The sequence below is a fragment of the Shinella sp. 1A1 genome, assembly GCF_055379515.1.
The window spans coordinates 1,994,002-2,016,468 of the sequence record NZ_AP039671.1 but is presented as its reverse complement, the minus strand read 5'-3'; the positions used below and the strand labels follow the sequence as shown (position 1 = coordinate 2,016,468).

Below are 22,467 nucleotides of genomic sequence, written 5' to 3'. Positions count from 1 at the left end.
AGGCTTGCGCCCTACTTGTTCCTCTGTCCGACGCTGCGCCCCGCCCCCTCCGGCACCGCCAGCTTCGCATGGGCCTCGGCAATCGGCGCGATCTTCGCCAGCACCTCGGCGGGCGCGTCGGCGCTCTTGCCGGCCTTCGAGTCCACATGGACCATCATCTGCTCGGCGGTCGCGATGACGTCGCCGGTGGCGGCGTCGTGGATGCGGGTGAAGAAGTGCAGCCGCTTCCTGTCCGAGGAGAGGAGCTGGAGCGTCGTGTAGAGCGCCTGGCCGAGCTTGCCTTCGCCGAGATGGCGGATGTGGGTTTCCACCGTGTAGTAGCTCTGGCCGGCCTCGACATAGGCGAAGTCGACGCCGATGAGGCGGAGCAGTGCGTCGGACGTGTCGCCGAAGAGCTGGAGATAGCGATGCTCCGTCATGTGGCCGTTGTAATCGACCCAGGCGGCGTTGACCTTGGTGTCGACGAGGCGCAGCGGTTCGCTCGAGGAGACCTCGACCTTCGCCTTGCCGGCCTTGGCCCACAGGTGCGCCTCGAATTCGGCGAGCAGCTTGCCCGAACCCCAGCCGCGGCCTTCGTCGCCGGCCTTCAGCGCATGCATGATGCCGACGAGGTTCTGGTCGCGGATGCGTTCCAGTTCGCGGATGCCGCGCGCGCCGGACTGGGCGTCGGACTGGTTGGCGATCTTTTCCACCAGTTCGTCGTTGAGATCGACGACGTCGGTGAGCTTCGTCCAGGGCCAGGAGAGGCAGGGGCCGAACTGGGCGAGGAAGTGGCGCATGCCCGCTTCCCCGCCGGCAATGCGGTAGGTCTCGAACATGCCCATCTGCGCCCAGCGCATGCCGAAGGAATAGCGGATCACGTCGTCCAGCGTTTCCGTGTCGCAGATGTCGTCCTTGATCAGCCAGAGGCCTTCGCGCCAGACGGCTTCGAGCAGGCGGTCGCCGACGAAGGCTTCGATCTCCTTGTTGATGATCACGCCCTTCATGCCGATGGGGGCGAGCTTGGCCTTGGCGTCTTCGAGCACGGCGCGCGACGTCTTCTGGCCGCCGACGAGCTCGGCGAGCGGCAGCAGGTAGACGGGGTTGTAGGGGTGCGCGACGAACAGGCGCTCGGGGTGCTTCATGTCGCGCTGCAGATCGGTCGGCATGAGGCCGGAGGTGGAGGAGCCGATCAGGGCGTCGGGCTTTGCGGCCGCGTCGATCTGGGTGAGGACGCCGCGCTTCAGTTCGAGGCGCTCGGGCACGCTTTCCTGAATCCAGTCAGCGTCTTCGACCGCTTCCTGAATGCTCTTGCAGAAGGTGACCTTGCCCTTCGGCGGCAGGGGGGCCATCGTGAGCATGCCATAGGCGCGCTCGGCATTGGCCATGACTTCGCCGATGATGCGCTCGGCTTCCGGATGCGGGTCGAAGACCTTCACGTCGATGCCGGCCAGCGCGAAGCGTGCGATCCATGCCCCGCCGATGACGCCGCCGCCGACGCAGGCTGCCTTGTTGATGGTGGTGCTCATGCGTTCCCTCAATTCGTTATTGTGTGCGGGTGTCGCTGCCCCTCATCCGGCTGCCGCCACCTACTCCCCGCAGGCGGGGAGTAGGGATATGCCGCGCCGGTTTCCTTCATTTCCAAGCCTGCGCTTGGCGGGCTCCCTCTCCCCGTTCACGGGGAGAGGGTTAGGGGTGAGGGGCAACCCCAAATCGTCAGCCGCGCGGCGCGCGCTTCGTCAGCTTCAGCTTCTCGCGCACTTCGGCCGGGCCGATGACGCGGGCGCCCATGCTCTCGATGATGTTGACGGCCTTGTCGACGAGCTGCGCATTGGTGGCGAGCTGGCCCTTGGCGACATAGAGGTTGTCTTCCAGGCCGACGCGGACATTGCCGCCGGCAAGCACGGAAGCGGCCGGATAGGCCATGGCGTTGCGGCCGATGGAGAAGGCCGAGAAGGTCCAGTTGGACGGCACGTTGTTGACCATCGCCATGAAGGTGTTGAGGTCGTCGGGCGCGCCCCACGGAATGCCCATGCAGAGCTGGATGAGCACCGGGTCCTCGATGATGCCTTCCTCGACGAGCTGCTTGGCGAACCAGAGATGGCCGGTATCGAAAGCTTCGATCTCCGGGCGGACGCCGAGATCGGTCATCATCTTGCCCATGGCGCGCAGCATGGACGGCGTGTTGGTCATCACGTAGTCGCCGAGCGAGAAGTTCATCGTGCCGCAATCGAGCGTGCAGATTTCCGGCAGACATTCGGCGACGTGGGAAACGCGCTCGGTGGCGCCGGCCATGTCGGTGCCGTTGGGGTTCAGCGGCAGGGGCTGCTCGGTGTTGCCGAAGATCATGTCGCCGCCCATGCCGGCGGTAAGGTTGAGCACGACGTCGACCTCGGCGTCGCGGATACGTTCGGTCACTTCGCGGTAGAGATCGTTTCGGCGGCTCGGCGCGCCGGTTTCCGGGTCGCGCACGTGGCAATGCACGACGGCAGCGCCGGCCCTGGCGGCCTCGATGGCCGATTCGGCGATCTGTTTGGGCGAGCGCGGAACGTGAGGGGATTTGCCGGCGGTGTCGCCGGAGCCGGTGACGGCGCAGGTGATGAAGACGTCGCGGTTCATGGCAAGAGGCATTGTCGTTCTCCCAGTATTCTCGTTGCGGACATTACGAGCCAAGAGAAGGCGCAATGCTTTCACTTTTCGGATCCATCCTTGACAATTCGAGAGATGAGCGGCCAAGCTTCCGCCATGCTCGATCCCTCATCCGATACGCTCGACATCGACATCCTGGTGCTGCCCGAGACGAACCTCATCCTCGTCGCCTCGGTCATCGAGCCGTTGCGCGCCGCCAACCGCATCTCGGGGCAGGCGCTTTACCGCTGGCGCATCTTCTCGCCGGACGGTGAGCCGGTGGAGACGCGCAGCCGCATTCCCGTGCCCGTCGACGGGCCGTTCCGGCCGGAGCGGGAGACGGCGCCGCTCTTCGTGCTGTCGAGCTACCAATGGCAGATGAGTGCGACATCCCTGTTGCGCCGCCAGCTCTCGCAGACGGCGCGCCACCGCACGGCGATGGCCGGCATCGAATCGGGAAGCTGGCTGCTCGCCGAGGCAAGCCTGCTCGACGGCCATTCGGTGACGATCCACTGGGAGGACATGGAGGAATTCGCCTCGCGCTATCCGCAGATCGCGGTGATGCGCGAGCGCTATGTCATCGACGGCAAGCGCGTCACCACCGGCGGTTCGCTGCCGACGCTCGAATTGATGCTGGAGATCATCCGCCGCCGGCAGGGCTATTCGCTGGCGCTGGAGGTCTCGCGGCAGTTCATCTACGAGCACGAGCGCACCGGCGGCCTGTTGCAGGTGCCGGCGCTCGGCAACATGCGTGTCGCCGACCAGCGCGTCAGCCAGGCGGTGCGGCTGATGGAGGAGACGATGGATGCGCCATTGACGCTGGCAAAGCTTGCTAAACGCGTGGGCATCAGTGCGCGGCACCTGCAGGACCTGTTCCAAGAATCGATGGGCGTCGCGCCGCACCAGCACTATCTCGCGCTGCGCCTCAATGCCGCCCGGCGCAAGGTGATCGAGACCAAGACGGAATTCGCCGACATCGCCGCGCTCACCGGCTTCAACTCCTCCTCTGCCTTCTCCCGCAGCTATCGCGCGCACTACCACGAAAGCCCGACGGAGACCCGGCGGCGGCTGCGGGCCGGCGCGAAGGGATGAAGACGCGGACCCAGAGCAATTCCAGCAAAAGTGCGAAGCGGTTTTGCGTCCGGGATTGCGCAAAATAAAGGGTTGGAGCGTTTTCGCGATTCGAGGAAAAGCGGAAATGCCCTAAGTGCCTGAAATGTCACGGTCGGCCGTAAAGATTGTATTTAACATTTCGCGGTAATCTTCCGTTAGTAATTCCGTCCGTGTGTCGAAAGGGCGGGGCTTCGGTTTGTTTTGCGTGCGAGTGCCAATGCGTCTTTCGGTCCTGACAGCGATCCTCCTCGGCTGCGCCTCCCTGGCCGGCTGCGCATCGAGTGCGACCCCGGAAACGGTGCTGGCGGTCAAGCCTTCGCGCGAGACCACGAGCTCCGTCGTCAAGGGCGGCGGGCCGGTGCCGGAAGTGGCCGTCGGCCAGAGCAGGGTGAAGGCCGACGACGCGGAGGAAATGCTCGCCTGGGCAGGGCCGATCCCGGAAACCCACGTCTTCGAGACGGTGACGAAACAGTCCGCCATTCCCTCCGAGCGTCCGGCCGATTCCGCGACGATGACCGAAATGCCGACCCGGCGCCTCGGCAAGCGCTCGCGCGTCTACAGCCAGCAGTTCCGCGATGCCCATCCGATCAATTTCGGCAAGCGCGCGCCGCGGCACTATCAGGTGCATGGCGTCGACGTCTCGCGCTGGCAGGGCGATATCGACTGGATGCGGCTGCGCACGCAGGGCGCCAACTTCGCCTTCATCAAGGCGACCGACGGCGGCGACCATCTCGATCCGATGTTCCAGAAGAACTGGCGCCAGGCCAAGGAAGCCGGCATCCGGCGCGGGGCCTATCACTTCTTCTACTGGTGCCGGGTCGCAAGCTCGCAGGCCGAGTGGTTCATCCGCAACGTGCCGAAGGATCCGGATGCGCTGCCGCCGGTGATCGATGCCGAATACAACGGCGATTCCGCCTGCAAGAAGCGCCTGTCGCGCGCGAAATATGTCGAGAAGATCCGCGTCTTCGCCGAAATGCTGGAACGGCACTACGGCAAGCGGCCGATCATCTATACCGCGCCGGACTTCTACGAGGACAATCTGTCTGGCGAATTGAAGGACTATCACTTCTGGCTGCGCTCGGTCGCCGCGCATCCGTCGCAGCGCTATCCGAACCGCCGCTGGCTGTTCTGGCAATATTCCGGCTCGGGCCTGTCGCATGGCGTGACGGGCAGGATCGACCTCAACGTCTTCTCCGGCAGCGAGAACGACTGGCACAACTGGCTCGCGGGCCAGTCCACCTGAACGGGACGATCTATTTCCGCTTCTGCGGATAGATCGTCTCGCCGTTCTTCAGCATCTCCACGAATGTCTCGATCTTGCGCCTGCGCGCGGCTTCCGTCTTCAGATTGTGGACGCGGAAGGCGAGGGCGAAGCGGTTCTGCTCGGTGAGCCTGCCGAGCATTTCGGCGGCGGCCGGTTCGGCGTCGATGGCGGCCTTGAGGTCCGGCGGGATCTTCAGGTTCTTGCCGCTGCCATAGGCCCTGTCCCAGCGCCCATCGGCTTTTGCGGCCTCCACATGCTTCAGGCCATGTTCCGTCATGCGGCCATCCGCGATCAGCCGGCCGACCGTATCGACGTTCTTCCTGCTCCAGACGCTCTTGCGGCCGCGCGGGCTGTAGCGCTGGAAGAAGCTCTTGTCGTCCAGCCCCTTGCGGATGCCGTCGATCCAGCCCCAGCAGAGCACGACCTCGATCGCCTCTTCCGGGTTGATGGATTGAAGGCCGGAGGCGCGCTTGTGAATCCGGATCCAGACTTCCGGCGCCTTGTCGTGGTTGTCCGAGAGCCAGCGGCAGAAGCTTTCCGGGTCGGGAAATTCGCGGACATGGGCGGGGTCGATTTCCACAGGCGCCATCGTTTTCTGCCCTCCCGGCATGGTCCAGCGTGGCCGCTTTGCATCTGTCCGCGACTATGCGGGGCGGATGCCGAAGATGTGATGCTCCCGCTTCTTGCCAGCCCCTTCCTGCTTTGGCTAGCCATCGGCTCCAACACGTTTTCATTGGAGTCGATATAGAGAATGCCTACGGTGTGCACTTTGTCGCGCAGAGCCTTCTTCCTGGGCGCCGCCGCGACGCTCGCAGGATGCGCAACCACGGAAACCTCGACCAGGGCCGTCCCGCTTCCCCAGAAGGTCAGCTATCCGATCGTGCCGGCAACGGACGAGGAGCTGGCGGCGCGCTATGCCGCCGTCGAGGATGGCGGCCACCTCATCCCGGCGATCCCTTACAAGGAGATCGATCCGAAATATTACCGCCAGCGCGTCAAGGACCCGACCGGCGAGCCCGCAGGCACGGTGGTGGTCGATACGGCCACGCGCTTCCTCTATGTCGTAGAACCGGGCGGCACGGCGATGCGCTACGGCGTCGGCATCGGCCGCGACGGCTTTGCCTGGGAAGGCGAGGGTGTCATCCAGTGGCGCCAGCCCTGGCCGCGCTGGAAGGTGCCGGACGACATGATCAAGCGCCAGCCGAGCCTTGCCCGCTATTCCGTCGAGAATGGCGGCATGGACCCGGGCGTCAAGAACCCGCTCGGCGCTCGCGCGCTCTACATCTTCCAGAACGGCAAGGACACGCTCTACCGCCTGCACGGCTCGCCGGAATGGAGGTCCATCGGCAAGGCGACCTCTTCGGGCTGCGTGCGGCTGGTCAACCAGGATGTGCTCGATCTCTACAAGCGCGTGCCCTACCACGCGCGCATCGTCGTGCATCAGGGCGGGCTGGGGTCCGTCTGAGCAAGTCCAGCAAAAGCGTGAGGCGGTTTTGCGTCCGGAATTGCGCTGAGCAGAGCTAGACGACGGTCTCGCCGCCGTCCACCACGAGGATCTGGCCGGTCATGTAGCTTGACCGGTCGGAGACGAGGAAGAGGATCGGTTCGGCGATCTCCTCGACATTCGCCCAGCGGCCCATGGGCACCTTTTCCCTGATATAGTCCTCGATGGCCCCGCGCCCGCCCATCTGGTCGATGAAGGGGGCGTTGAAGGGCGTGTCGACCCAGCCGGGGCAGAGCGCGTTGACGCGGATGCCGTGGCGGGCATAGTCGCCGGCCATCTGCTTCGTCATGGCAATGACGGCATGCTTGGTCGTCGTATAGGCGATCATCTCGCGGTCGTAGAGCACGCCCGAGGAGGAGGAGGTGTTGAGGATGACGCCTTTTCCCTGCGCCCTCATGGCCGGCATGACGAGGCGGGCGGCCATGAGATGGGCGCGCACATTGAGGTTCCAGGAAAGATCCAGCCCATCGAGCGCGACGCTTTCGAGATCGCCGGCAACCTGCGCGCCCGCATGGTTGTGCAGGATGTCGATGCGGCCGTGACGCGAGAGCACGCCGGCAATCGCCATCTTCAGTTCCACGTCGTCGGTGACGTCGAGGATGACGGCCTCGGCCGTGCCGCCCTCGCTGCGGATAAGATCGACCGTCTCGCCGGCCCGCGTCTCGTCGCGGTCGGCGACGCAGACGGTCGCGCCCTCGCGCGCCATGATGCGCGCGCCGGCCCGGCCGATGCCGGAGCCGGCCCCGGTGACGATGGCGACGCGGTTCTTCAGGATCATCTGTTATTCTCCGGCAGGCGATTTCGTTTTCTTCTCCCGCATGAGGAGGCGGGCGACGAGGATGAGGAAGAGCGAGGCGACCAGCACCATCGTCGCGATGGCGTTGACCTCCGGCGTCACGCCACGGCGGATCGAGGCGAAGACGTAGATCGGCAGCGTCGTCTTGGAGCCCGCGACGAAGAAGGCCACGATGAAATCGTCGAAGGAGAAGGTGAAGGCGAGCAGGAAGCCGGCCAGCACCGAAGGCAGGATCTGCGGCAGGACGATATCGCGGAAAGTGGTGAAAGGCGTGGCGTAGAGATCGGCCGAGGCCTCGACGATGTCGCGCCCGAGCGTGGCGATGCGCGCCTTCACGATCATCGTCACGAGCGCCATGGTGAAGAGGCCGTGCGCGGCGATGATCGAGCCGTAGCCGAGGCCGAGCTGCGGCGGTTTCTCGCCCGGCCAGAGCGAGGCGATGGCCGGATTGACGACGCCGAAGACCGCGACGAGCGCGACGAGCGTCGCGATGCCGATGACGACGCCCGGCACGACGATGGCGGCGGCGAGCAGGCCGTCGAAGAGGGCGCGGGTGCGCGCGCCGAGGCGTTCCAGGCCAAGGGCGGCCATGGTGCCGAAGACGGCGGCGAGCGTGGCGCTGGTAAACGCGATGATCAGGCTGTTTTGCAGTGCCGCGACGAGGAACGGATTGGCGAGCGCCTTGCCGTACCATTGCGTCGAGAAGCCGGTGAACTCGCTGGCATTGCGCCCCGCATTGAAGGAGAACAGCACGACCAGCGCGATAGGCGCGTAGAGGAACAGGTAGACGGAGGTTATCAGCGCGCGCATCAGACGAGGTCCACCTGTCTCGTGCCGGAGATTTTCCAGGCGATGCGCATGGCGACCATCAGCACCACGACCACGATGGCGACCAGCGTGACGGCGATGGCCGAGCCGAAGGGCCAGTTGCGCGATTGCAGGAAGAGGTCGACCAGCGCATTGCCGATGAAGAAGACCTTGCCGCCGCCCAGAAGCTGCGGAATGAGATATTCGCCGAGCAGCAGGATCGTGACGAGCGCGACGCCCGTCATGACGCCCGGCAGCGAGAGCGGCAGGGTGACGGAGAAGAAGGTCGAGACGGGTTTCGCGCCGAGATCGGCCGAAGCCTCCAGCAGCCGGCGGTCGAGCTTTTCGAGGCTGACATAGATCGGCATGATCATCAGCGGCAGGTAGCCGTAGACGATGCCGAGCAGCACGGCGCCGGGCGTGTTGAGCAGGCGCACGTTCTCGATGCCGATCATGTCGAGGAGGTTCGGGATGCCGCGCGAGCCGAGGATGTACATCCAGGCATAGGTGCGCACCAGAAGGCTCGTCCAGAACGGTACGACGACCAGCGAGACCAGCAGCAGCCGATGGCGCGAGCTTGCCTTGACGGCGAGGTAATAGGCGGTCGGATAGGCGACCAGCAGGCAGAGGAAGGCGCCGACCGGCGCCAGCATCAGGGTGTTCCAGTAGGCGGCGGAACGGGCCGGCAGGTTGGCATATTGCGCGAAGGTGAAGGCCGCCTGGTAACCGCCCGCCGGTCCGCGCTCGCCGACGGAAAAGACCACCATGGCGATGAAGGGCAGCACCAGGAAGACGAACAGCCAGAGGGAGGCCGGCGCCAGCAGCGCCGTCGTCACCAGCCGTCTTTTCGCCGTCGTCGTCAGGGGCATTGCATCGATCCTGTTGCGAATTGCGAGGGTCGCCCCTCATCCGGCCTGCCGGCCACCTTCTCCCCGCGGGGCGGGGAGAAGGAAAAACATTGCGGCATACTCCCTCTGATCTCCCCCCTTGTGGGGGAGATGTCGGCGAAGCCGACAGAGGGGGGTAGCAACGGCGCAGCCAGGACGACGATCCGGCGGGGGCAGGTGGGTGCCACACCCCCCTCTGCCCTGCCGGGCATCTCCCCCACAAGGGGGGAGATCGGCAGGTCGGAACGGCTTCCCGTGCTTTGTTACGCCGACTTGAACCGCGCCATCAGTTCTGCGCGCGCCGGGTCGGTGAGCGTCACGGCGGCGCCGAATTCCAGCGGGGTCAGCGCGGCTTCGTCCGGATAGACGATCTTGTTGCCGGTGATCTCGGCCGGCAGCAGGGCGATGACGCGGCTGTCGGTGGTGGGCGCGCCGTTGGCGATGTGCTCCTTCACCGCATGCTGCGGGTCCATCAGGTAGTTGAGCAGCGCATAGCCGGCCGGCTTGTTGGCGGCGGCCTTCGGCACGGCGTAGAAGTCGGACCAGATCTCGCCGCCGTCGGAGCCGAGCGTGAAGTGGATTTCCGGGATGTCGCGGTTGAGCTGCGCGCCGTCGTTGGTCCAGCACATGGTCATCCAGGCGTCGGTGGCGCGCATGGAGGGCTGGTAGTCGCTGTTGATGGCGTAGAGGTGCGGCTTGACCTTGATCAGCAGCTCCTCGGCCTTGGCAAGCTCTTCGGGCTTGACCGAGTTGAAGGAGAAGCCGAGCGAGACGAGGGCGTTGCCGATGGTGGTGAGCTGGTAGTCGTGTACCATGGCGCGGCCGTCCGCCTCGGTCATGGCGATCTCGAAGAATTCCTTCCAGCTCGTGACCTTGGACTTCACCTTGTCGGAATTGACGGCGATGCCGGTCGTGCCCCAGTTCTTCGGCAGCGCATAGACCTTGCCGTCGACCGTGCCCTCATTGGTGAAACGTACATTCTGGGTCTTCTGGTCGAAGTTCGGCACCTTGGAAAGATCGAGCGGGTCGATCAGGCCGAGGCCGGCATAGGTGGAGATCGTGTAGTTCGTGGGCACGAACAGGTCCCAGCCGGTGCCGCCGGCCTGCAGCTTTGCCAGCATCTCCTCGTTCGAGCCGAAGACGTTGACCTCGACGGCGACGCCCGTCTCGGCGGTGAAGGCCTCGAAGGTCGCGGGGTCGTGATAGTTCGGCCAGGTGGCGATGGACATGGCCGAGCCGAGGTCTTCCTGCTGCGCGTAGGCGGCCGAATTGAAGAGGCCGGGCTGGCGGGCGAGCACGGCGGCGGCAAGGCCGAGGCCGGTGACGCCGAGGAAGTGGCGGCGCGTGACGGAGCCGCGCTTCAGGCGCATGAATTCTTCCGTCAGCTCATGGGCGCTGATCGGGGCATTGTCTCTGAACCATTTCGACATCACACTGTTCCCTTGTGTTTGGGCCTGTTTCCCCTCAGGCCGGAAAGATATGCGCTGTGCCGGGATCGAAGCTGATTGCGACCCGTTCGCCCGGCGCGACGAGGTCGTTTTCCGACTGGTTATGGCGTTCGGCGGTGACGAGGAGGTCGCCCAGCCCGTCGATGGCGATGGAGTATTCGGCAGCCGAGCCGAGGAAGATGCGATGGGTGACGGTGCCCTCCAGCGTCGTCGCGCCCTCTGCGCCGCGCGCAAGGCGGATCGCCTCCGGGCGGAGCGCCACGGTGACGGCGCCCGGCTGAAGATCGACGCGCGGGGCGGGCAGGGCCGTGCCGTTGCCGAGGCGGATGGTGCCGCCGGCCTCCAGCGTGCCGTCGAAACGGTTGGTCTTGCCGACGAAATCGGCGACGAAGAGATCGGCCGGGCGGTCGTAGACCTCCTGGGGCGTCGCGAGCTGGCGGATGCGGCCGGCGCTCATGACGCAAACGAGGTCGCTCATCGACAGCGCCTCCTCCTGGTCATGGGTGACGAGAACGAAGGTGATGCCGAGGTCGCGCTGGAGCGTCTGGAGCTCGATCTGCATGGCGGTGCGCAGCTTCTTGTCGAGCGCCGCCAGCGGCTCGTCGAGGAGAAGTACGGAGGGCTTGTTGACGAGGGCGCGGGCGAGCGCCACGCGCTGCTGCTGGCCGCCGGACATTTCATGGATGCGGCGCCTGGCGAAGCCGGAAAGCCGTACCATTTCCAGCGCCTCGCCGACGCGGCGGGATATCTCCTCGGCCTGCAGCCGCGGGCGAAGCTGCTTCAGGCCGTAGGCGACGTTCTTCTCCACGTCGAAATGCGGGAAGAGCGCATATTGCTGGAACACCATGTTGACCGGGCGGCGATAGGCCGGCACGCCGTTGGCGACATTGCCGGCGATCAGCACCTCGCCCTCGCTCGGCTGCTCGAAGCCGCCGATCATGCGAAGGCAGGTCGTCTTGCCGCAGCCGGACGGGCCGAGCAACGCGACGAAGGCGCCCTTCGGCACGGAAAGGTTTATGTCGGAGACCGCGGTCACCGCGCCATAGCGCTTGGTCACCGACCGGAACTCGATGTCGTTCGTGGAGGCGGATGTCACGTCTGTTCCCTGCGGTTGTTGCGTTGAAGCGATCTTCATGCCGCTTTAGCCACCGTCGGGAAGGATGCTAGTCAGCCGCCGGTGGGCGGTATATACCCCGAGAGAGGTATTTTATCCGTAAACCGGCTATGGAAGGAGTATATCCCGGCGCGGCGAGAAACGCGCGCCGCAAGGGGATCGGGGGAGCATCAGCGCCATGCGGGTCGATTTCACGGCACTCTTCCGCACGCTCGCCGACTGGACGGACGCGGCGGAACGCTCCGACGGGCAGGCGGGCGACGCGCTGCTGGCGATGACGCGGGCGCTCGTGCGCTTCGATGACATGGTCATCTTCGCCTATCGCGACAAGGCCCGGCCGATCGACCTCTTCAGCACCTTCGATGCGGACGATTACCATGTCTTCGTGACGCTTTATCAGGTGGGTCCGTACCTGCTCGATCCGTTCTACCACACGGCGCGGGCGGGCCGGGCCGGCGTCTTCCGCATGCGGGAGCTCGCGCCGGACCGTTTCTTTTCCAGCGAATATTACCGCACCTACTACTCGCAGACGCGGCTTGCCGAGGAACTGGGCTTCTTCGTGCCGGTAGGCGACGGCGTCACGGTGGTCGTCTCGCTAATGCGGCGCGAGAAGACGGGGGTCTTCCCGGCCGCCGAATTCGCGCTGCTGGCGGATGCCGAACCCTTCGTCGCCGCCTTCGTGCGCCAGGCCTGGAGCGGCCTTGCGGAACGCTTCGCGCTTGCGGGGCAGGGGCGCGGGCGGCGCAGCGAGCCGGTGAGCGCGGCGGACAAGGTCTGGCGCAAGCTCAACCTCACCGACCGCGAGGCCTCGATCATCGAGCTGGTGCTGCAAGGGCATTCGTCGGAATCGATCGGGCTCAAGCTGAATATTTCGACGGGGACGGTGAAGGTCCACCGGCGGAACGTCTACCGCAAGCTGGGGATCTCGTCGCAGATCCAGTTGCTATCGATCTATCTGAAGAATTTGCAGGCTTAGACGCAGGAGAGGGGACGGAAAAGCCCGGCATCGCTGCCGGGCTTCTGGAGTCTTTTCAACGATTTATCGTTTCGCCTTCACGAGCCGATTCCGGTTCTTGAGAAACCGATTCAGGAAACCGCCGCCAGCGCCACCTGCGCCCGTGCGTCGAGGATCTGGCGGGCGGCGTGGGCGGCTTCCTTGCCCTTGATGACGAAGTGGTCGCGGAAGAAGGCGATATGGGCTTCCGATTCCTGGAAGTTGTGCGGCGTCAGCACGGCCGAGAGCACCGGAACGTTCGTATCGAGGCCGACGCGCACGATGGCGTCGACCACAGTGCCGGCGACGAAATCGTGGCGGTAGATGCCGCCGTCGACGACGAGGGCGACGCCGAGGATGGCCGAGTAGCGGCCGGTCTTCGCGAGGAGCTGGGCGTGCAGCGGGATTTCGAGGGCGCCCGGCACGTCGATCACGTCGACGTCTTCGGCACGCCCGCCGAGGGCCTGCCATTCGGCGATGAAGGATGTGACCGCCTGGTCGACGATGCCGGCGTGCCAGCGGGCACGGATGACGGCGATGCGGGCGGAGGGGGTGGCATTGGCATTCATATGTCTTGGCCTTTCAAGGGTTGAGCCATTTTTCAACGGGTCCCTTGGGCGAACACGCACGAGGCCGGCCCATCGCGGAACGGGCCTCCTGCTTGCTCTCTTCCATCCGGACTGTGACCGTCGGCTCCGGCATCGCACCGGATCTGCTGACCCTTCCTTGCGGAAGGCGCTCGCGGGCTCCCGGATCGCTCCGGATACCGCCGGTGGGGAGTTTCGCCCCGCCCTGAGAACGATGGGAGATTAAACGGCAATCGCCCGCAGATCAAATCCGCGGGCGACGCAAAAAACACGATTCACGACAGATTTTTCCACGCCTTCGGTAAGGCGTGGAATGGACGTTCAGTCGTGGATGACCAGCAGGTCGCCGGCGGTGAAGCGCAGCGTCACCGTTTCGCCGACGGCCGGCGGCACGAGGCCGGGGCTGTTGAACATGTCGAAGGAGATGACGCTGCCGCCGACCTTCATGCGGGTGCGGATGACGGAGCCGAGGAAATTGGACGAGACGACCTCGCCGGAAAGCGCCGTGTCGCCCTTGGCGTCGGGGGCGATGGAGCCGGCCTCGGGGCGCAGCGCCAGCGAGACCGTGTCGCCGGCCTTGGCGTTGCCGAGGGGCTCGCGGAGCGTCACGCCCTGGTCGCCGATGGTGACGCGGTTCGCGGCCGCGTCCACCACCTTGGCCTCGATGAGGTTGAGCGTGCCGACGAAGCCGGCGACGAAGCGGGTGGAGGGGTGGTTGTAGATTTCGGCCGGGGTGCCGATCTGGTCGGCCTTGCCGGCGTTCATGACGACGATGCGGTCGGAGATCGACAGCGCCTCTTCCTGATCGTGCGTGACGAAGACCGTGGTGATGCCGAGCTGCTGCTGGATCATGCGGATTTCCTCGCGCAGCGATACGCGGATCTTGGCGTCGAGGGCCGAGAGCGGTTCGTCGAGGAGGAGGACCTGGGGCTTCGGGGCGAGCGCGCGGGCGAGCGCCACGCGCTGCTGCTGGCCGCCGGACATCTGGTAGGGGTAGCGGTCGGCGAGATGGTCGAGCTTGATGAGGCCGAGCATCTCCTTGACGCGGGCGTCGATCTCGGCCTTCGGCCGGCCGGCGACCTTGAGGCCGAAGGCGACGTTTTCCGCGACGTTCATGTTCGGGAAGAGCGCATAGGCCTGGAACACCATGCCGATGTTGCGCTGGTTCGGACGAAGGTTCGCCTGACTCTTGCCGTTGATCGTTATCGTGCCGCCCGAGGGCGTCTCGAAGCCGGCGATCATGCGCAGGATGGTGGTCTTGCCGCAGCCGGACGGGCCGAGGAAGGAGATGAACTCGCCCTTCTCGATGGCCATGTTGAAGTCCTTGACGACCTGCACCGGGCCGAAGGACTTCTGGATGCTGGAGAGTGTGAGGAAACTCATGGGAAATCCTTAGACGGGGCTTTGCGCGCCCTTCTGGAAGCGCGAGACGAGCTGGATCAGGCCGAGGCAGCCCCAGGTGATGGCGAAGGCGATCACGGCGAGCGCGGCCGGCTCATAGGCCCGGTTGGCGCCGAGAAGCTGCATGTAGGGGCCGAAGGCGGGACGGTTGAGGAGGGCGGCCATGGTGAACTCGCCGATGACGATGGCGAAGGTCAGGAAGGCGCCCGACAGGACCGCGACGAGCACGTTCGGCAGGATGATGCGCGTGAGGATCGTCGTCCAGCCGGCGCCCAGACTCTGGGCTGCCTCCGTCAGCGTGGTGATGTCGATGGAGCGCAGGCCCGTATCCACCGCGCGGTACATGTAGGGCAGCGACAGCGTGGCATAGCCGAACATCAGGAGGATGTTGGTGCCGGTGATCGAGCCCGTCAGCGGCAGCCAGCTCGAGGTGTTGTAGAGCCGGATATAGCCGAAGACGATGACGATGGCCGGGATGACCAGCGGCAGCAGCGTGACGAACTCGACATAGGGCCGGAGGCCCGGCAGCTTGAGGCGCACCCAGTAGGCCGTCGGCACGACGAGGAGCACGCCGAAGGCGATGGTGAACAGCGCCATCACGACGGAATAGGTGAAGGTCTCCTGGAAGCGCGGATCGCCGAGCACGACCGCATAGGCATCGAAGGAATAGACCCCGCGGCGCATCTTCAGCGAGAAGTTCGTCATGCCGAGGAGCGGCAGGATGAAGTAGAGCAGCCCTATGATGAGGGCGCCCCAGGCCCAGAACTTCTTCATTTCAGCCACCTTTCGCTGCGCGCGCGCAGCCAGATGTAGATCGTGTTGGCGATGCCGGTGACGACGATCATGCCGAAGGCCAGCGCATAGCCGAGATGGGGATTGCCGAGCACGTCGCCGCGGATCTGCGCGAAGAGCAGGATCGGCACGATGGAGAGCGAGGAGCCGGTGAGCGCGATGGCGGTCGCGACGGCGCCGAAGGCGTTGGCGAAGAGCAGCGCGAGCGTGCCGAGGAAGGAGGGCAGCAGGATCGGGAAGGCCACCATGCGCCAGTATTGTGCGTTGGTCGCGCCGAGGATCTGCGCCGCCTCGCGCCATTCGCGCTTGAGGCCGTCGAGCGCGGGCGTGATGATGAGGATCATCAGCGGGATCTGGAAGAACAGGTAGGTGACCGTCAGTCCCCAGAAGGAAAGGATGTTGAAGCCGAGCGCGCGCAGGTCGATGCCGAGCTGGGTTTTCAGGAACACCGTGACGAGGCCGACCGGGCCGAGGGTCGCCAGGAAGGCGAAGGCGAGCGGCACGCCGGCGAAATTGGAGGCGACGCCCGAGAAGGTCAGCAGCGGGCCGCGGATCCATTTCGGCAGGCCGCCGAGCACCACGGCGGCGGCGACCGAAAAGCCGATCAGGCAGCCGAGCAGGGCGGAGGCGATGGAGATCTTGATGGAGATCCAGTAGGCCGACATGATCGACGTCGTGAACAGCCCGCGGATATTGTCCAGCGTGAAGCCGCCGTCCGGCGTCTGGAAAGCGCCGATCACGATGCGCATCGTGGGCATGATCAGGAACAGCAGGACGAAGATCGCAAAGGGCGCCGCGCCGAGCCAGTGCAGCGGAAGGCGCAGCGGCGCCTTCGTCGACTGTTTCGCGGCAGAGCTGTCTGAAGACATTTGGTTAGCCTCGTGGGATTGCCGTCTTGGCATACCGCGGTCGCCGCCCCGGCCGGAAGGCCGGGGCGGCGGGGATGTGGTTTACTGGACGTTCGCGCCGACCACGCTGTCCCAGGCGCCGGTCACGGCGGCCTGGTTGGCGTCGACTTCCTCGAGCGTCGGGAAGTAGGCCTTCTCGTAGGCAGCGGCCGGCGGCAGCGCGTCGATCAGGTCCTGCGGAACCTTGCCGGCCTTGACCATGGCGTTGAAGCGAACCGGATGGCAATAGCCCTTCAGCCAGCCGACCTGGCCTTCGTCGGAATAGAGATGCTCCATCCACAGCTTGGCGGCATTCGGATGCGGCGCGTAGGCCGAGATGCCCTGCACGTAGACGCCGGCGAGAACGCCCGTTTCCGGAACGACGACCTCGGTCGGCGGGTTGCCGTTGAGGGTCTTGGCCCAGCTCAGCGCGTTATAGTCCCAGGCGACGACGATCGGGGTCGAGCCCTGGGCGAGCGTGCCGGACTTGCCGATGACCGGAACGAAGTTGCCAGCCTTGTTCATCTCGGCGAAATAGGCAAGGCCTGCTTCGCCGGCTTCCTTGCCGGCCTTCGCGCCCTTGCCGAGGCCGGCGGCGAGAACGCCGAGGATGGCCTGGTTGGAAGCGCGCGGGTCGCCGGCAAGCGCCACCTGGCCGGAATATTCAGGCTTCAGGAGGTCGGCCCAGTCCTTCGGCGAATTGGTGACGATGTCCTTGTTCACGAAGAAGGACATCACGCCGTAATAGTCGCCGTACCAGTAGCCTTCGGCGTCCTTGACGTTGTCCGGGATCTCGTCCCAGGTGGAAACCTTGTAGGGCTGGAGCAGGCCTTCCGCCTTGGCGGAGGGGCCGAAGGCGAGGCCGACGTCGATCACGTCGGGCGACTGCGGGCCCTTGTTGTCCTTGTTGGCCTTGATGGCCTCGATCTCGTCGGCCGAGCCGGCATCCGGGTTCAGTTCGTTGACCTGGATTTCCGGATACTTGGCCTTGAAGGCAGCGATGACGTCGCCGTAGCCGCACCAGTCGTGCGGAAGGGCGACCGTGGTCAGCATGCCTTCCTTCTTGGCGGCTTCGATGAGTTCCGCGCTCGGCTCTGCGAAGGCGAGCGTGGAGGAGGCGACCACCAGGGCGGTGGAAAGCGAAAGCAGGCGTCTCGTCTGTGACATCACGGGTGTTCTCCTTTTGTGTGTCAGGCGGCGAAGGGTGATTACTTGCGGCAGATGAAGCTTACGTGACAGTTTAGTCCCGTTTTTTCCCATATGGATTCAAGGCTTGGCGGTAACCTCCGGCCGGGGCTTGCGAAAGAGCCGGCTGGCCTCGAAAAGGCCCTCCAGCGTCTTCATGCGGTCGCTGGTCTCCTCCCATCCCGAGCTCTGGACGGCCTCGATCAGCGCCTCGACGATGAACAGCGTCACGACGGACGAATCCCAGGCCGACGGCGCCTCGATATGGACGCGGAAGACCTTCGCCGCGACCTTGGCGACGGGCGAGGCCCAGGGGTCGGTGAAGAGCACGATCTCCACGCCGCGCTCGCGGGCGACGCGCCCGAGCGTCTCCATCTCCTGCTCGTAGCGGCGGATGTCGAAGATCACCAGCACGTCGCCGGCCTTCATGTTGAGTACGTAATGCGGCCAGGAGGCGGGATTGGAGGCGATCTGCGTGACGTTCGGGCGGATGACCTGAAGATGGGTGAAGAGATAGTCCGCGAGCGCCTTCGTGATGCGTCCGCCGATGATGTAGATGCTGCGCTGGCGGTCGGCGAGCAGGGCGCTCGCGCCGTCGAATTCGGCGGTCTCCACATGCGCCAGTGTCTGGCGCATGTTGGTCATGATCGCGTCGGCGAAGCGGTTGAGGATATGCGTGCCCGGCGCGTTCGCGGCCCAGCGGTCGTGCTTGGTGATCGGGCTGGAGAGCGTGGTCTCCAGCTCGTGGTGCAGGCGCGCCTGGAAATCGGGAAAGCCGCGGAAGCCGAGCTTCTGCACCATGCGCGCGACCGTCGGCGTCGACACGCCGGCGTTTTCCGCGACCGTCGTGATGCTGCCGAGGCCGGAGACGGGGTAATTGTCGAGCAGTGATGCGGCAAGCTGCTTTTCGGCACGCGTCAGCGTATCGAAATGAGCATGGATCACATCCGACACCGTCATGGATGCTGTGTTGGGCGTCAAGTTTATTCCCCTGCGCTCCGGTCTGGTGCCGGAGTTTGGAAAATTAAACATCGCTGTCACAATTGGAGTCAAATGATTTTTTGAAGAGATTTTTTCAATGTGCGGTTGACAGCGGCAAAATGGTGAAGAATTCTCTTCATCAACGATAAAGGCCGGTCGAGGGGATCAGGCTCATGGGAATTCTGAGTGTGGAGGAGGGCGATCCTGTCGCCCTGGAGAATGCCGTTGCCCGCGGTCCGGTCATCCTGGTCTGCGAGCACGCATCGCGCGTCTTGCCGAAGTCTCTCGGCACGCTGGGCCTTTCCGAAGAGGCGCTGGCCAGTCACATCGCCTGGGATCCGGGGGCGCTCGCCGTCTCGCGCCTGATGGCCGAAAGCCTCGATGCGACACTGCTCTTCCAGCGCTTCTCCCGTCTCGTCTACGATTGCAACCGCCCGCCGGAATCGCCTGCCGCCATGCCGGAAAAGAGCGAGGTGTTCGACGTGCCGGGCAATGCCGGGCTCGACCGGGCGGCGCGCGATGCGCGCACCGAGGCGCTTTATCTGCCTTTCCGCGAAAAGCTCTCCGGCCTCGTGAAGGCGCGGATCGCCGAGGGCCGGCCGCCGGTCATCGTGACCATGCACAGCTTCACGCCCATCTATTTCGGTGCGCCGCGCGCCGTCGAGATCGGCATCCTGCACGACACCGACGCGCGCCTCGCCGATGCCATGCTGGAGGCTGCGGCGGCCGACGGACGCTATGACGCCCGCCGCAACGAGCCCTACGGGCCGGATGACGGCGTGACGCATACCTTGAGGGAGCACGGCCTTTCCAACGGCCTTGCCAATGTCATGATCGAGGTCCGCAACGACCTCATCCGAGACGAAGCCGGCCAGAGGGTCGTGGCCGGCTATCTGACGGGACTGCTCGCCAAGAGCCTTCCCGCAATCAATCAATAACCGGCCCGGGGAAATGCCGTGGAAACGGAAATGAACACGAACTGGAGAGGCCAAGCGGATGCTTGCGTTGATTTATCGGAGGTCCGGCCCGGCTGATGCCGCCGCTGCCAAGGGAGGCAACGGTCATGCCTGATTTCATCAAGAGCTATGTACGTTTCGTCGACACGTTCAACCGGCGTGTCGGTATTTTTGCGATGTATCTGATTTTCGCGATGTTCGCGATCCTGCTTTATTCATCCGTCTCGAAGGCCTTCCATCTGCCGGCCAACTGGACGCTGGAATCCGCCCAGTTCACCATGGCGGCCTACTATATGCTGGGCGGCGCCTTCGCGATGCAGACGGGTGACCATGTCCGCATGGACCTGTTCTACAGCCAGTGGTCGGTGCGCCGGCGCGCAGCCTTCGATTCGGTCACGGCCATCGCGCTGATCGTCTTCCTCGGCTTCATGCTGTTCGGCGGCATCGCCAGCACGACCTATGCCATCCAGTTCAAGGAAAAGAGCTTTTCTGCCTGGGCGCCCTATATGGCGCCGATCAAGATCGTGATGACCTTCGGCGTCGTGATGATGCTCGCGCAGGCCATCTCCTCGCTCTTCAAGGATATCGCCGAGTTGCGGGGAAGGCCCATCGCATGAGCTATGAATTCATCGCAATCACGATGTTCGCTGGCATGATGGTGCTGCTGCTCACCGGGCAGCGCGTCTTTGCCGTCATCGGCTTCGTCGGCGTCGTCGCGGCCTTCCTGCTATGGGGTACGGGCGGCTCGGAAATGGGCTTCGCCTCCGCCATGAAGCTCGTCAAATGGTACCCGATGCTGACGGTGCCGATGTTCGTCTTCATGGGCTACATGCTCTCGGAATCGGGCATCGCGGAAGACCTCTACAAGGCGTTCCACGTCTGGATGGGGCCGATCAACGGCGGCCTCGCGCTCGGCACGATCGGCCTCATGGTCATCATCTCGGCGATGAACGGCCTTTCCGTCGCCGGCATGGCGATCGGCGCCACCATCGCGCTGCCGGAGCTCCTGCGCCGTGGCTACGACAAGGTGATGACGACGGGCGTGGTGCAGGGCGGCTCGACGCTCGGCATCCTTATCCCGCCGAGCATCGTGCTCGTGCTTTACGGCATGATCGCCCGCGTTCCGGTCGGCCAGCTCTGGCTCGCCGGCGTCTTCCCGGGCCTCCTGATGGCGGCGCTGATGGCGATCTACGTCTATGTCCGCTGCCGGATCAATCCGTCGCTCGGGCCGGCCTTGCCGGCGGAGGACCGCAAGGTGCCGATGGGCGAGAAGCTGAGGCTTCTGACCGCCGGCATCCTTCCGCTCGGTATCTTCACGCTGATGATGTGGCTGTTCCTCAGCGGCATCGCCAGCCTCGTGGAGGCTTCGGCGATCGGCGCGATCTCCTCGGCGCTGGTCGCCTGGCAGCGCGGCCGCCTGACGCGGCGGCTGTGGAGCGACGTTCTGCAGAAGACGCTCGGCATCAGCTGCATGTTCATGTGGATCCTGATCGCCTCGCTCTGCTTCGGCGCCGTCTTCGACGGTCTCGGCGCGGTCAAGTCCATCGAGCGCTTCTTCCTCGGCGACCTCGGCCTCGAGCCCTGGCAGGTGCTGGTGCTGATGCAGCTCTCCTTCCTCATCATGGGGATGTTCCTCGACGACACGGCGATGCTCGTCATCGTGGCGCCGCTCTACATTCCGCTGGTGCAGAAGCTGGGCTTCGACCTTGTCTGGTACGGCGTGCTCTACACGATCACCTGCCAGATCGCCTACATCACCCCGCCCTTCGGCTACAACCTGTTCATGATGCGCGCCATGGCGCCGCCCGGCATCACCATGCGGGACATCTATGCGTCGATCTGGCCGTTCGTCGGCATCATGATCGTGAGCCTGCTCATCATCGGCCTGTTCCCGGATATCGCGACATGGCTGCCGGAGCACTTCTACGCCAAGGGACAATGACGAATACCGCCCCGGCGGCAGACGCCGGGGCAGCCACATGAGGCCGCACAGAAGAAAAGAAGACCATGCCGCCGGAAGCAACGGCCGTTCCGGGGCAGATGCGAAAACGAACCAGAGGGAAAGAGATATGACCAATAGAAGGCAATTTCTGACGCGGGCCGGGGCGGTTACGATCGGAGCCGGTGCCGCTACGCTTTCCGCGCCCGCCATCGTGAGGGCCCAGGAGGCAATCAAGTGGCGCTTCCAGACCTATGCGGGCGCCGCGCTCGGCGAGCACGTTACCAAGCCCATCGTCGATGCGATCAACGCCTCCGCCAAGGGCGAACTGGAGATTGAGCTCTACTTCGCCGACCAGATCGTGCCGACGGGCGAGCTCTTCCGCGCGCTCCAGGCCGGCACCATCGACGCCGTGCATTCGGACGACGATTCCATGGCCTCGCCGGCGGATGTCGCCACCTTCGGCGGCTATTTCCCGCTCGCCACCAAGCAGATCCTCGACGTGCCGGTGCTGTTCAAGCAGTACGGCCTCGCCGATATCTGGCGCTCGTCCTACGAGAAGGTCGGCGGCGTCGTGTGGCTGTCGTCCTCCGGTCAGGACCCGTGCCACTTCAACACCAAGAAGGCCATCACCTCGGTCAAGGATCTGGAGGGGCTTCGCCTCTACACCTTCCCGACGGCCGGCCGCTTCCTCAGCCAGTTCGGCGTCGTGCCCGTCACGATCCCCTACGAGGACGCGCAGGTCGCCGTGCAGACCGGCGAGCTCGACGGCATGGCCTGGTCGGGCATCACCGAGGACTACACGGTCGGCTGGGCCGACGTGACGGACCACTTCCTGACCAACAACATCTCGGGCGCCTGGATCGGCTCGTTCTTCGTCAACGAGAAGAAGTGGGCCGAGCTGCCGGACCACCTGAAGAAGCTTGTCATGGCCGCCATCGAGGCCGGCAACAACTACCGCGACCAGTGGTACTGGGGCGGCGAGGCGAAGCTGCGCGCCGAAGGCACGAAGCTGAAGCTCACCAGCGTTCCGACCGAGGAATGGAAGGTCGTCGAGGACGCCGCCAAGGTCTTCTGGAAGGAGATCGCCGAACAGAGCGAGACGGCCGCCAAGGTCGTCAAGATCTTCGAGGACTATAACGGCGTGATCAACAAGGCCGGCCCGCCCTACGTCAACGGCTGACGCCACGACTTCGGACCGGGCC

General features: G+C 64.9%; 22 protein-coding genes and 1 riboswitch. Of the genes, 8 read left to right on the top strand and 14 right to left on the bottom strand.

The features are described from left to right. Nucleotides 1–11 precede the first annotated feature (11 nt). Complete coding sequence (locus ACZ48C_RS09985; RefSeq protein WP_464780998.1) at nt 12–1,508, bottom strand: carnitine 3-dehydrogenase; 1,497 nt, start codon at nt 1,506–1,508, stop codon at nt 12–14. A 187-nt stretch (nt 1,509–1,695) separates the two neighbouring features. Then, nucleotides 1,696–2,610, bottom strand: coding sequence for a 3-dehydrocarnitine:acetyl-CoA trimethylamine transferase BcoG (bcoG, locus tag ACZ48C_RS09980; RefSeq protein WP_119257140.1), 915 nt, complete (start codon nt 2,608–2,610; stop codon nt 1,696–1,698). A 93-nt stretch (nt 2,611–2,703) separates the two neighbouring features. Here bcoG and ACZ48C_RS09975 point away from each other — a divergent pair, with 93 nt between their 5' ends. Together ACZ48C_RS09975 and ACZ48C_RS09970 are read left to right on the top strand one after the other, a co-directional pair. Beyond that, on the top strand, nt 2,704–3,699 hold the full coding sequence (locus ACZ48C_RS09975; protein WP_464780997.1) for a GlxA family transcriptional regulator: 996 nt from the start codon (nt 2,704–2,706) through the stop codon (nt 3,697–3,699). 238 nt (nt 3,700–3,937) lie between these two features. Beyond that, a complete protein-coding gene (locus tag ACZ48C_RS09970; RefSeq protein WP_464780996.1) occupies nt 3,938–4,963 on the top strand; it encodes a glycoside hydrolase family 25 protein in 1,026 nt (341 codons plus the stop codon). A gap of 10 nt (nt 4,964–4,973) precedes the next feature. Here the strand turns inward: ACZ48C_RS09970 and ACZ48C_RS09965 are convergent, their stop codons facing one another. After that, on the bottom strand, nt 4,974–5,573 hold the full coding sequence (locus ACZ48C_RS09965) for a YdeI/OmpD-associated family protein (protein ID WP_464780995.1): 600 nt from the start codon (nt 5,571–5,573) through the stop codon (nt 4,974–4,976). Nucleotides 5,574–5,735: 162 nt separating this feature from the next. Between ACZ48C_RS09965 and ACZ48C_RS09960 the strand changes: the two genes are divergently transcribed. Next, nucleotides 5,736–6,449 (top strand): L,D-transpeptidase, encoded by a 714-nt coding sequence (locus ACZ48C_RS09960; protein ID WP_424546598.1) that lies wholly within the window; start codon nt 5,736–5,738, stop codon nt 6,447–6,449. Nucleotides 6,450–6,504: 55 nt separating this feature from the next. On the opposite strand, the gene ACZ48C_RS09955 is transcribed toward ACZ48C_RS09960, so the two are convergent. The 5 genes from ACZ48C_RS09955 to ACZ48C_RS09935 all read right to left on the bottom strand — a co-directional run bounded on the left by ACZ48C_RS09955 (nt 6,505) and on the right by ACZ48C_RS09935 (nt 11,522). Further along, nucleotides 6,505–7,266, bottom strand: a complete 762-nt coding sequence (locus ACZ48C_RS09955; RefSeq protein WP_464780994.1) for an SDR family NAD(P)-dependent oxidoreductase — start codon at nt 7,264–7,266, stop codon at nt 6,505–6,507. Nucleotides 7,267–7,269: 3 nt separating this feature from the next. Next, on the bottom strand, nt 7,270–8,094 hold the full coding sequence (locus ACZ48C_RS09950) for an ABC transporter permease (protein WP_119257146.1): 825 nt from the start codon (nt 8,092–8,094) through the stop codon (nt 7,270–7,272). Beyond that, entirely contained in the window at nt 8,094–8,960 is an 867-nt protein-coding gene (locus ACZ48C_RS09945) for an ABC transporter permease (RefSeq protein ID WP_464780993.1), read from the bottom strand. The genes ACZ48C_RS09950 and ACZ48C_RS09945 overlap by 1 nt, the downstream gene beginning before the upstream one ends. Before the next feature lie 281 nt (nt 8,961–9,241). Then, nucleotides 9,242–10,408 carry a polyamine ABC transporter substrate-binding protein gene (locus ACZ48C_RS09940; protein WP_119257148.1) on the bottom strand — a complete coding sequence of 389 codons (1,167 nt, stop codon included), beginning with the start codon at nt 10,406–10,408 and terminating at the stop codon, nt 9,242–9,244. Nucleotides 10,409–10,442: 34 nt separating this feature from the next. After that, the gene (locus tag ACZ48C_RS09935) at nt 10,443–11,522 is read right to left on the bottom strand and encodes an ABC transporter ATP-binding protein (RefSeq protein ID WP_464780992.1); all 1,080 of its coding nucleotides are present in this window, start codon (nt 11,520–11,522) and stop codon (nt 10,443–10,445) included. A 292-nt stretch (nt 11,523–11,814) separates the two neighbouring features. Here ACZ48C_RS09935 and ACZ48C_RS09930 point away from each other — a divergent pair, with 292 nt between their 5' ends. Beyond that, nucleotides 11,815–12,516 (top strand): helix-turn-helix transcriptional regulator, encoded by a 702-nt coding sequence (locus ACZ48C_RS09930; protein ID WP_464782802.1) that lies wholly within the window; start codon nt 11,815–11,817, stop codon nt 12,514–12,516. 110 nt (nt 12,517–12,626) lie between these two features. Here ACZ48C_RS09930 and ACZ48C_RS09925 read toward each other — a convergent pair whose 3' ends face one another. The 6 genes from ACZ48C_RS09925 to ACZ48C_RS09900 all read right to left on the bottom strand — a co-directional run bounded on the left by ACZ48C_RS09925 (nt 12,627) and on the right by ACZ48C_RS09900 (nt 18,346). After that, a complete protein-coding gene (locus ACZ48C_RS09925; RefSeq protein WP_464780991.1) occupies nt 12,627–13,103 on the bottom strand; it encodes a 6,7-dimethyl-8-ribityllumazine synthase in 477 nt (158 codons plus the stop codon). A 90-nt stretch (nt 13,104–13,193) separates the two neighbouring features. Beyond that, nucleotides 13,194–13,338, bottom strand: a riboswitch (FMN riboswitch). A gap of 104 nt (nt 13,339–13,442) precedes the next feature. Beyond that, nucleotides 13,443–14,504, bottom strand: a complete 1,062-nt coding sequence (locus tag ACZ48C_RS09920; RefSeq protein WP_119257152.1) for an ABC transporter ATP-binding protein — start codon at nt 14,502–14,504, stop codon at nt 13,443–13,445. A 9-nt stretch (nt 14,505–14,513) separates the two neighbouring features. After that, nucleotides 14,514–15,296 carry an ABC transporter permease gene (locus ACZ48C_RS09915; protein WP_318909430.1) on the bottom strand — a complete coding sequence of 261 codons (783 nt, stop codon included), beginning with the start codon at nt 15,294–15,296 and terminating at the stop codon, nt 14,514–14,516. Further along, nucleotides 15,293–16,183, bottom strand: coding sequence for an ABC transporter permease (locus ACZ48C_RS09910; protein ID WP_119257154.1), 891 nt, complete (start codon nt 16,181–16,183; stop codon nt 15,293–15,295). The genes ACZ48C_RS09915 and ACZ48C_RS09910 overlap by 4 nt, the downstream gene beginning before the upstream one ends. Before the next feature lie 81 nt (nt 16,184–16,264). After that, a complete protein-coding gene (locus ACZ48C_RS09905; RefSeq protein WP_464780990.1) occupies nt 16,265–17,371 on the bottom strand; it encodes an ABC transporter substrate-binding protein in 1,107 nt (368 codons plus the stop codon). A 96-nt stretch (nt 17,372–17,467) separates the two neighbouring features. Beyond that, entirely contained in the window at nt 17,468–18,346 is an 879-nt protein-coding gene (locus ACZ48C_RS09900) for a MurR/RpiR family transcriptional regulator (protein WP_205536209.1), read from the bottom strand. A 194-nt stretch (nt 18,347–18,540) separates the two neighbouring features. Here ACZ48C_RS09900 and ACZ48C_RS09895 point away from each other — a divergent pair, with 194 nt between their 5' ends. The 4 genes from ACZ48C_RS09895 (at nt 18,541) to ACZ48C_RS09880 (ending at nt 22,445) form a co-directional block, all read left to right on the top strand. Further along, nucleotides 18,541–19,305 (top strand): N-formylglutamate amidohydrolase, encoded by a 765-nt coding sequence (locus tag ACZ48C_RS09895; protein WP_464780989.1) that lies wholly within the window; start codon nt 18,541–18,543, stop codon nt 19,303–19,305. 125 nt (nt 19,306–19,430) lie between these two features. Beyond that, a complete protein-coding gene (locus tag ACZ48C_RS09890; RefSeq protein WP_119257190.1) occupies nt 19,431–19,940 on the top strand; it encodes a TRAP transporter small permease subunit in 510 nt (169 codons plus the stop codon). Next, a complete protein-coding gene (locus tag ACZ48C_RS09885) occupies nt 19,937–21,265 on the top strand; it encodes a TRAP transporter large permease (RefSeq protein WP_119257158.1) in 1,329 nt (442 codons plus the stop codon). The genes ACZ48C_RS09890 and ACZ48C_RS09885 overlap by 4 nt, the downstream gene beginning before the upstream one ends. Before the next feature lie 127 nt (nt 21,266–21,392). Then, nucleotides 21,393–22,445: a TRAP transporter substrate-binding protein gene (locus ACZ48C_RS09880; RefSeq protein ID WP_119257159.1), complete on the top strand. Its 1,053-nt coding sequence runs from the start codon at nt 21,393–21,395 to the stop codon at nt 22,443–22,445. The last annotated feature ends 22 nt before the right edge of the window (nt 22,446–22,467 follow it).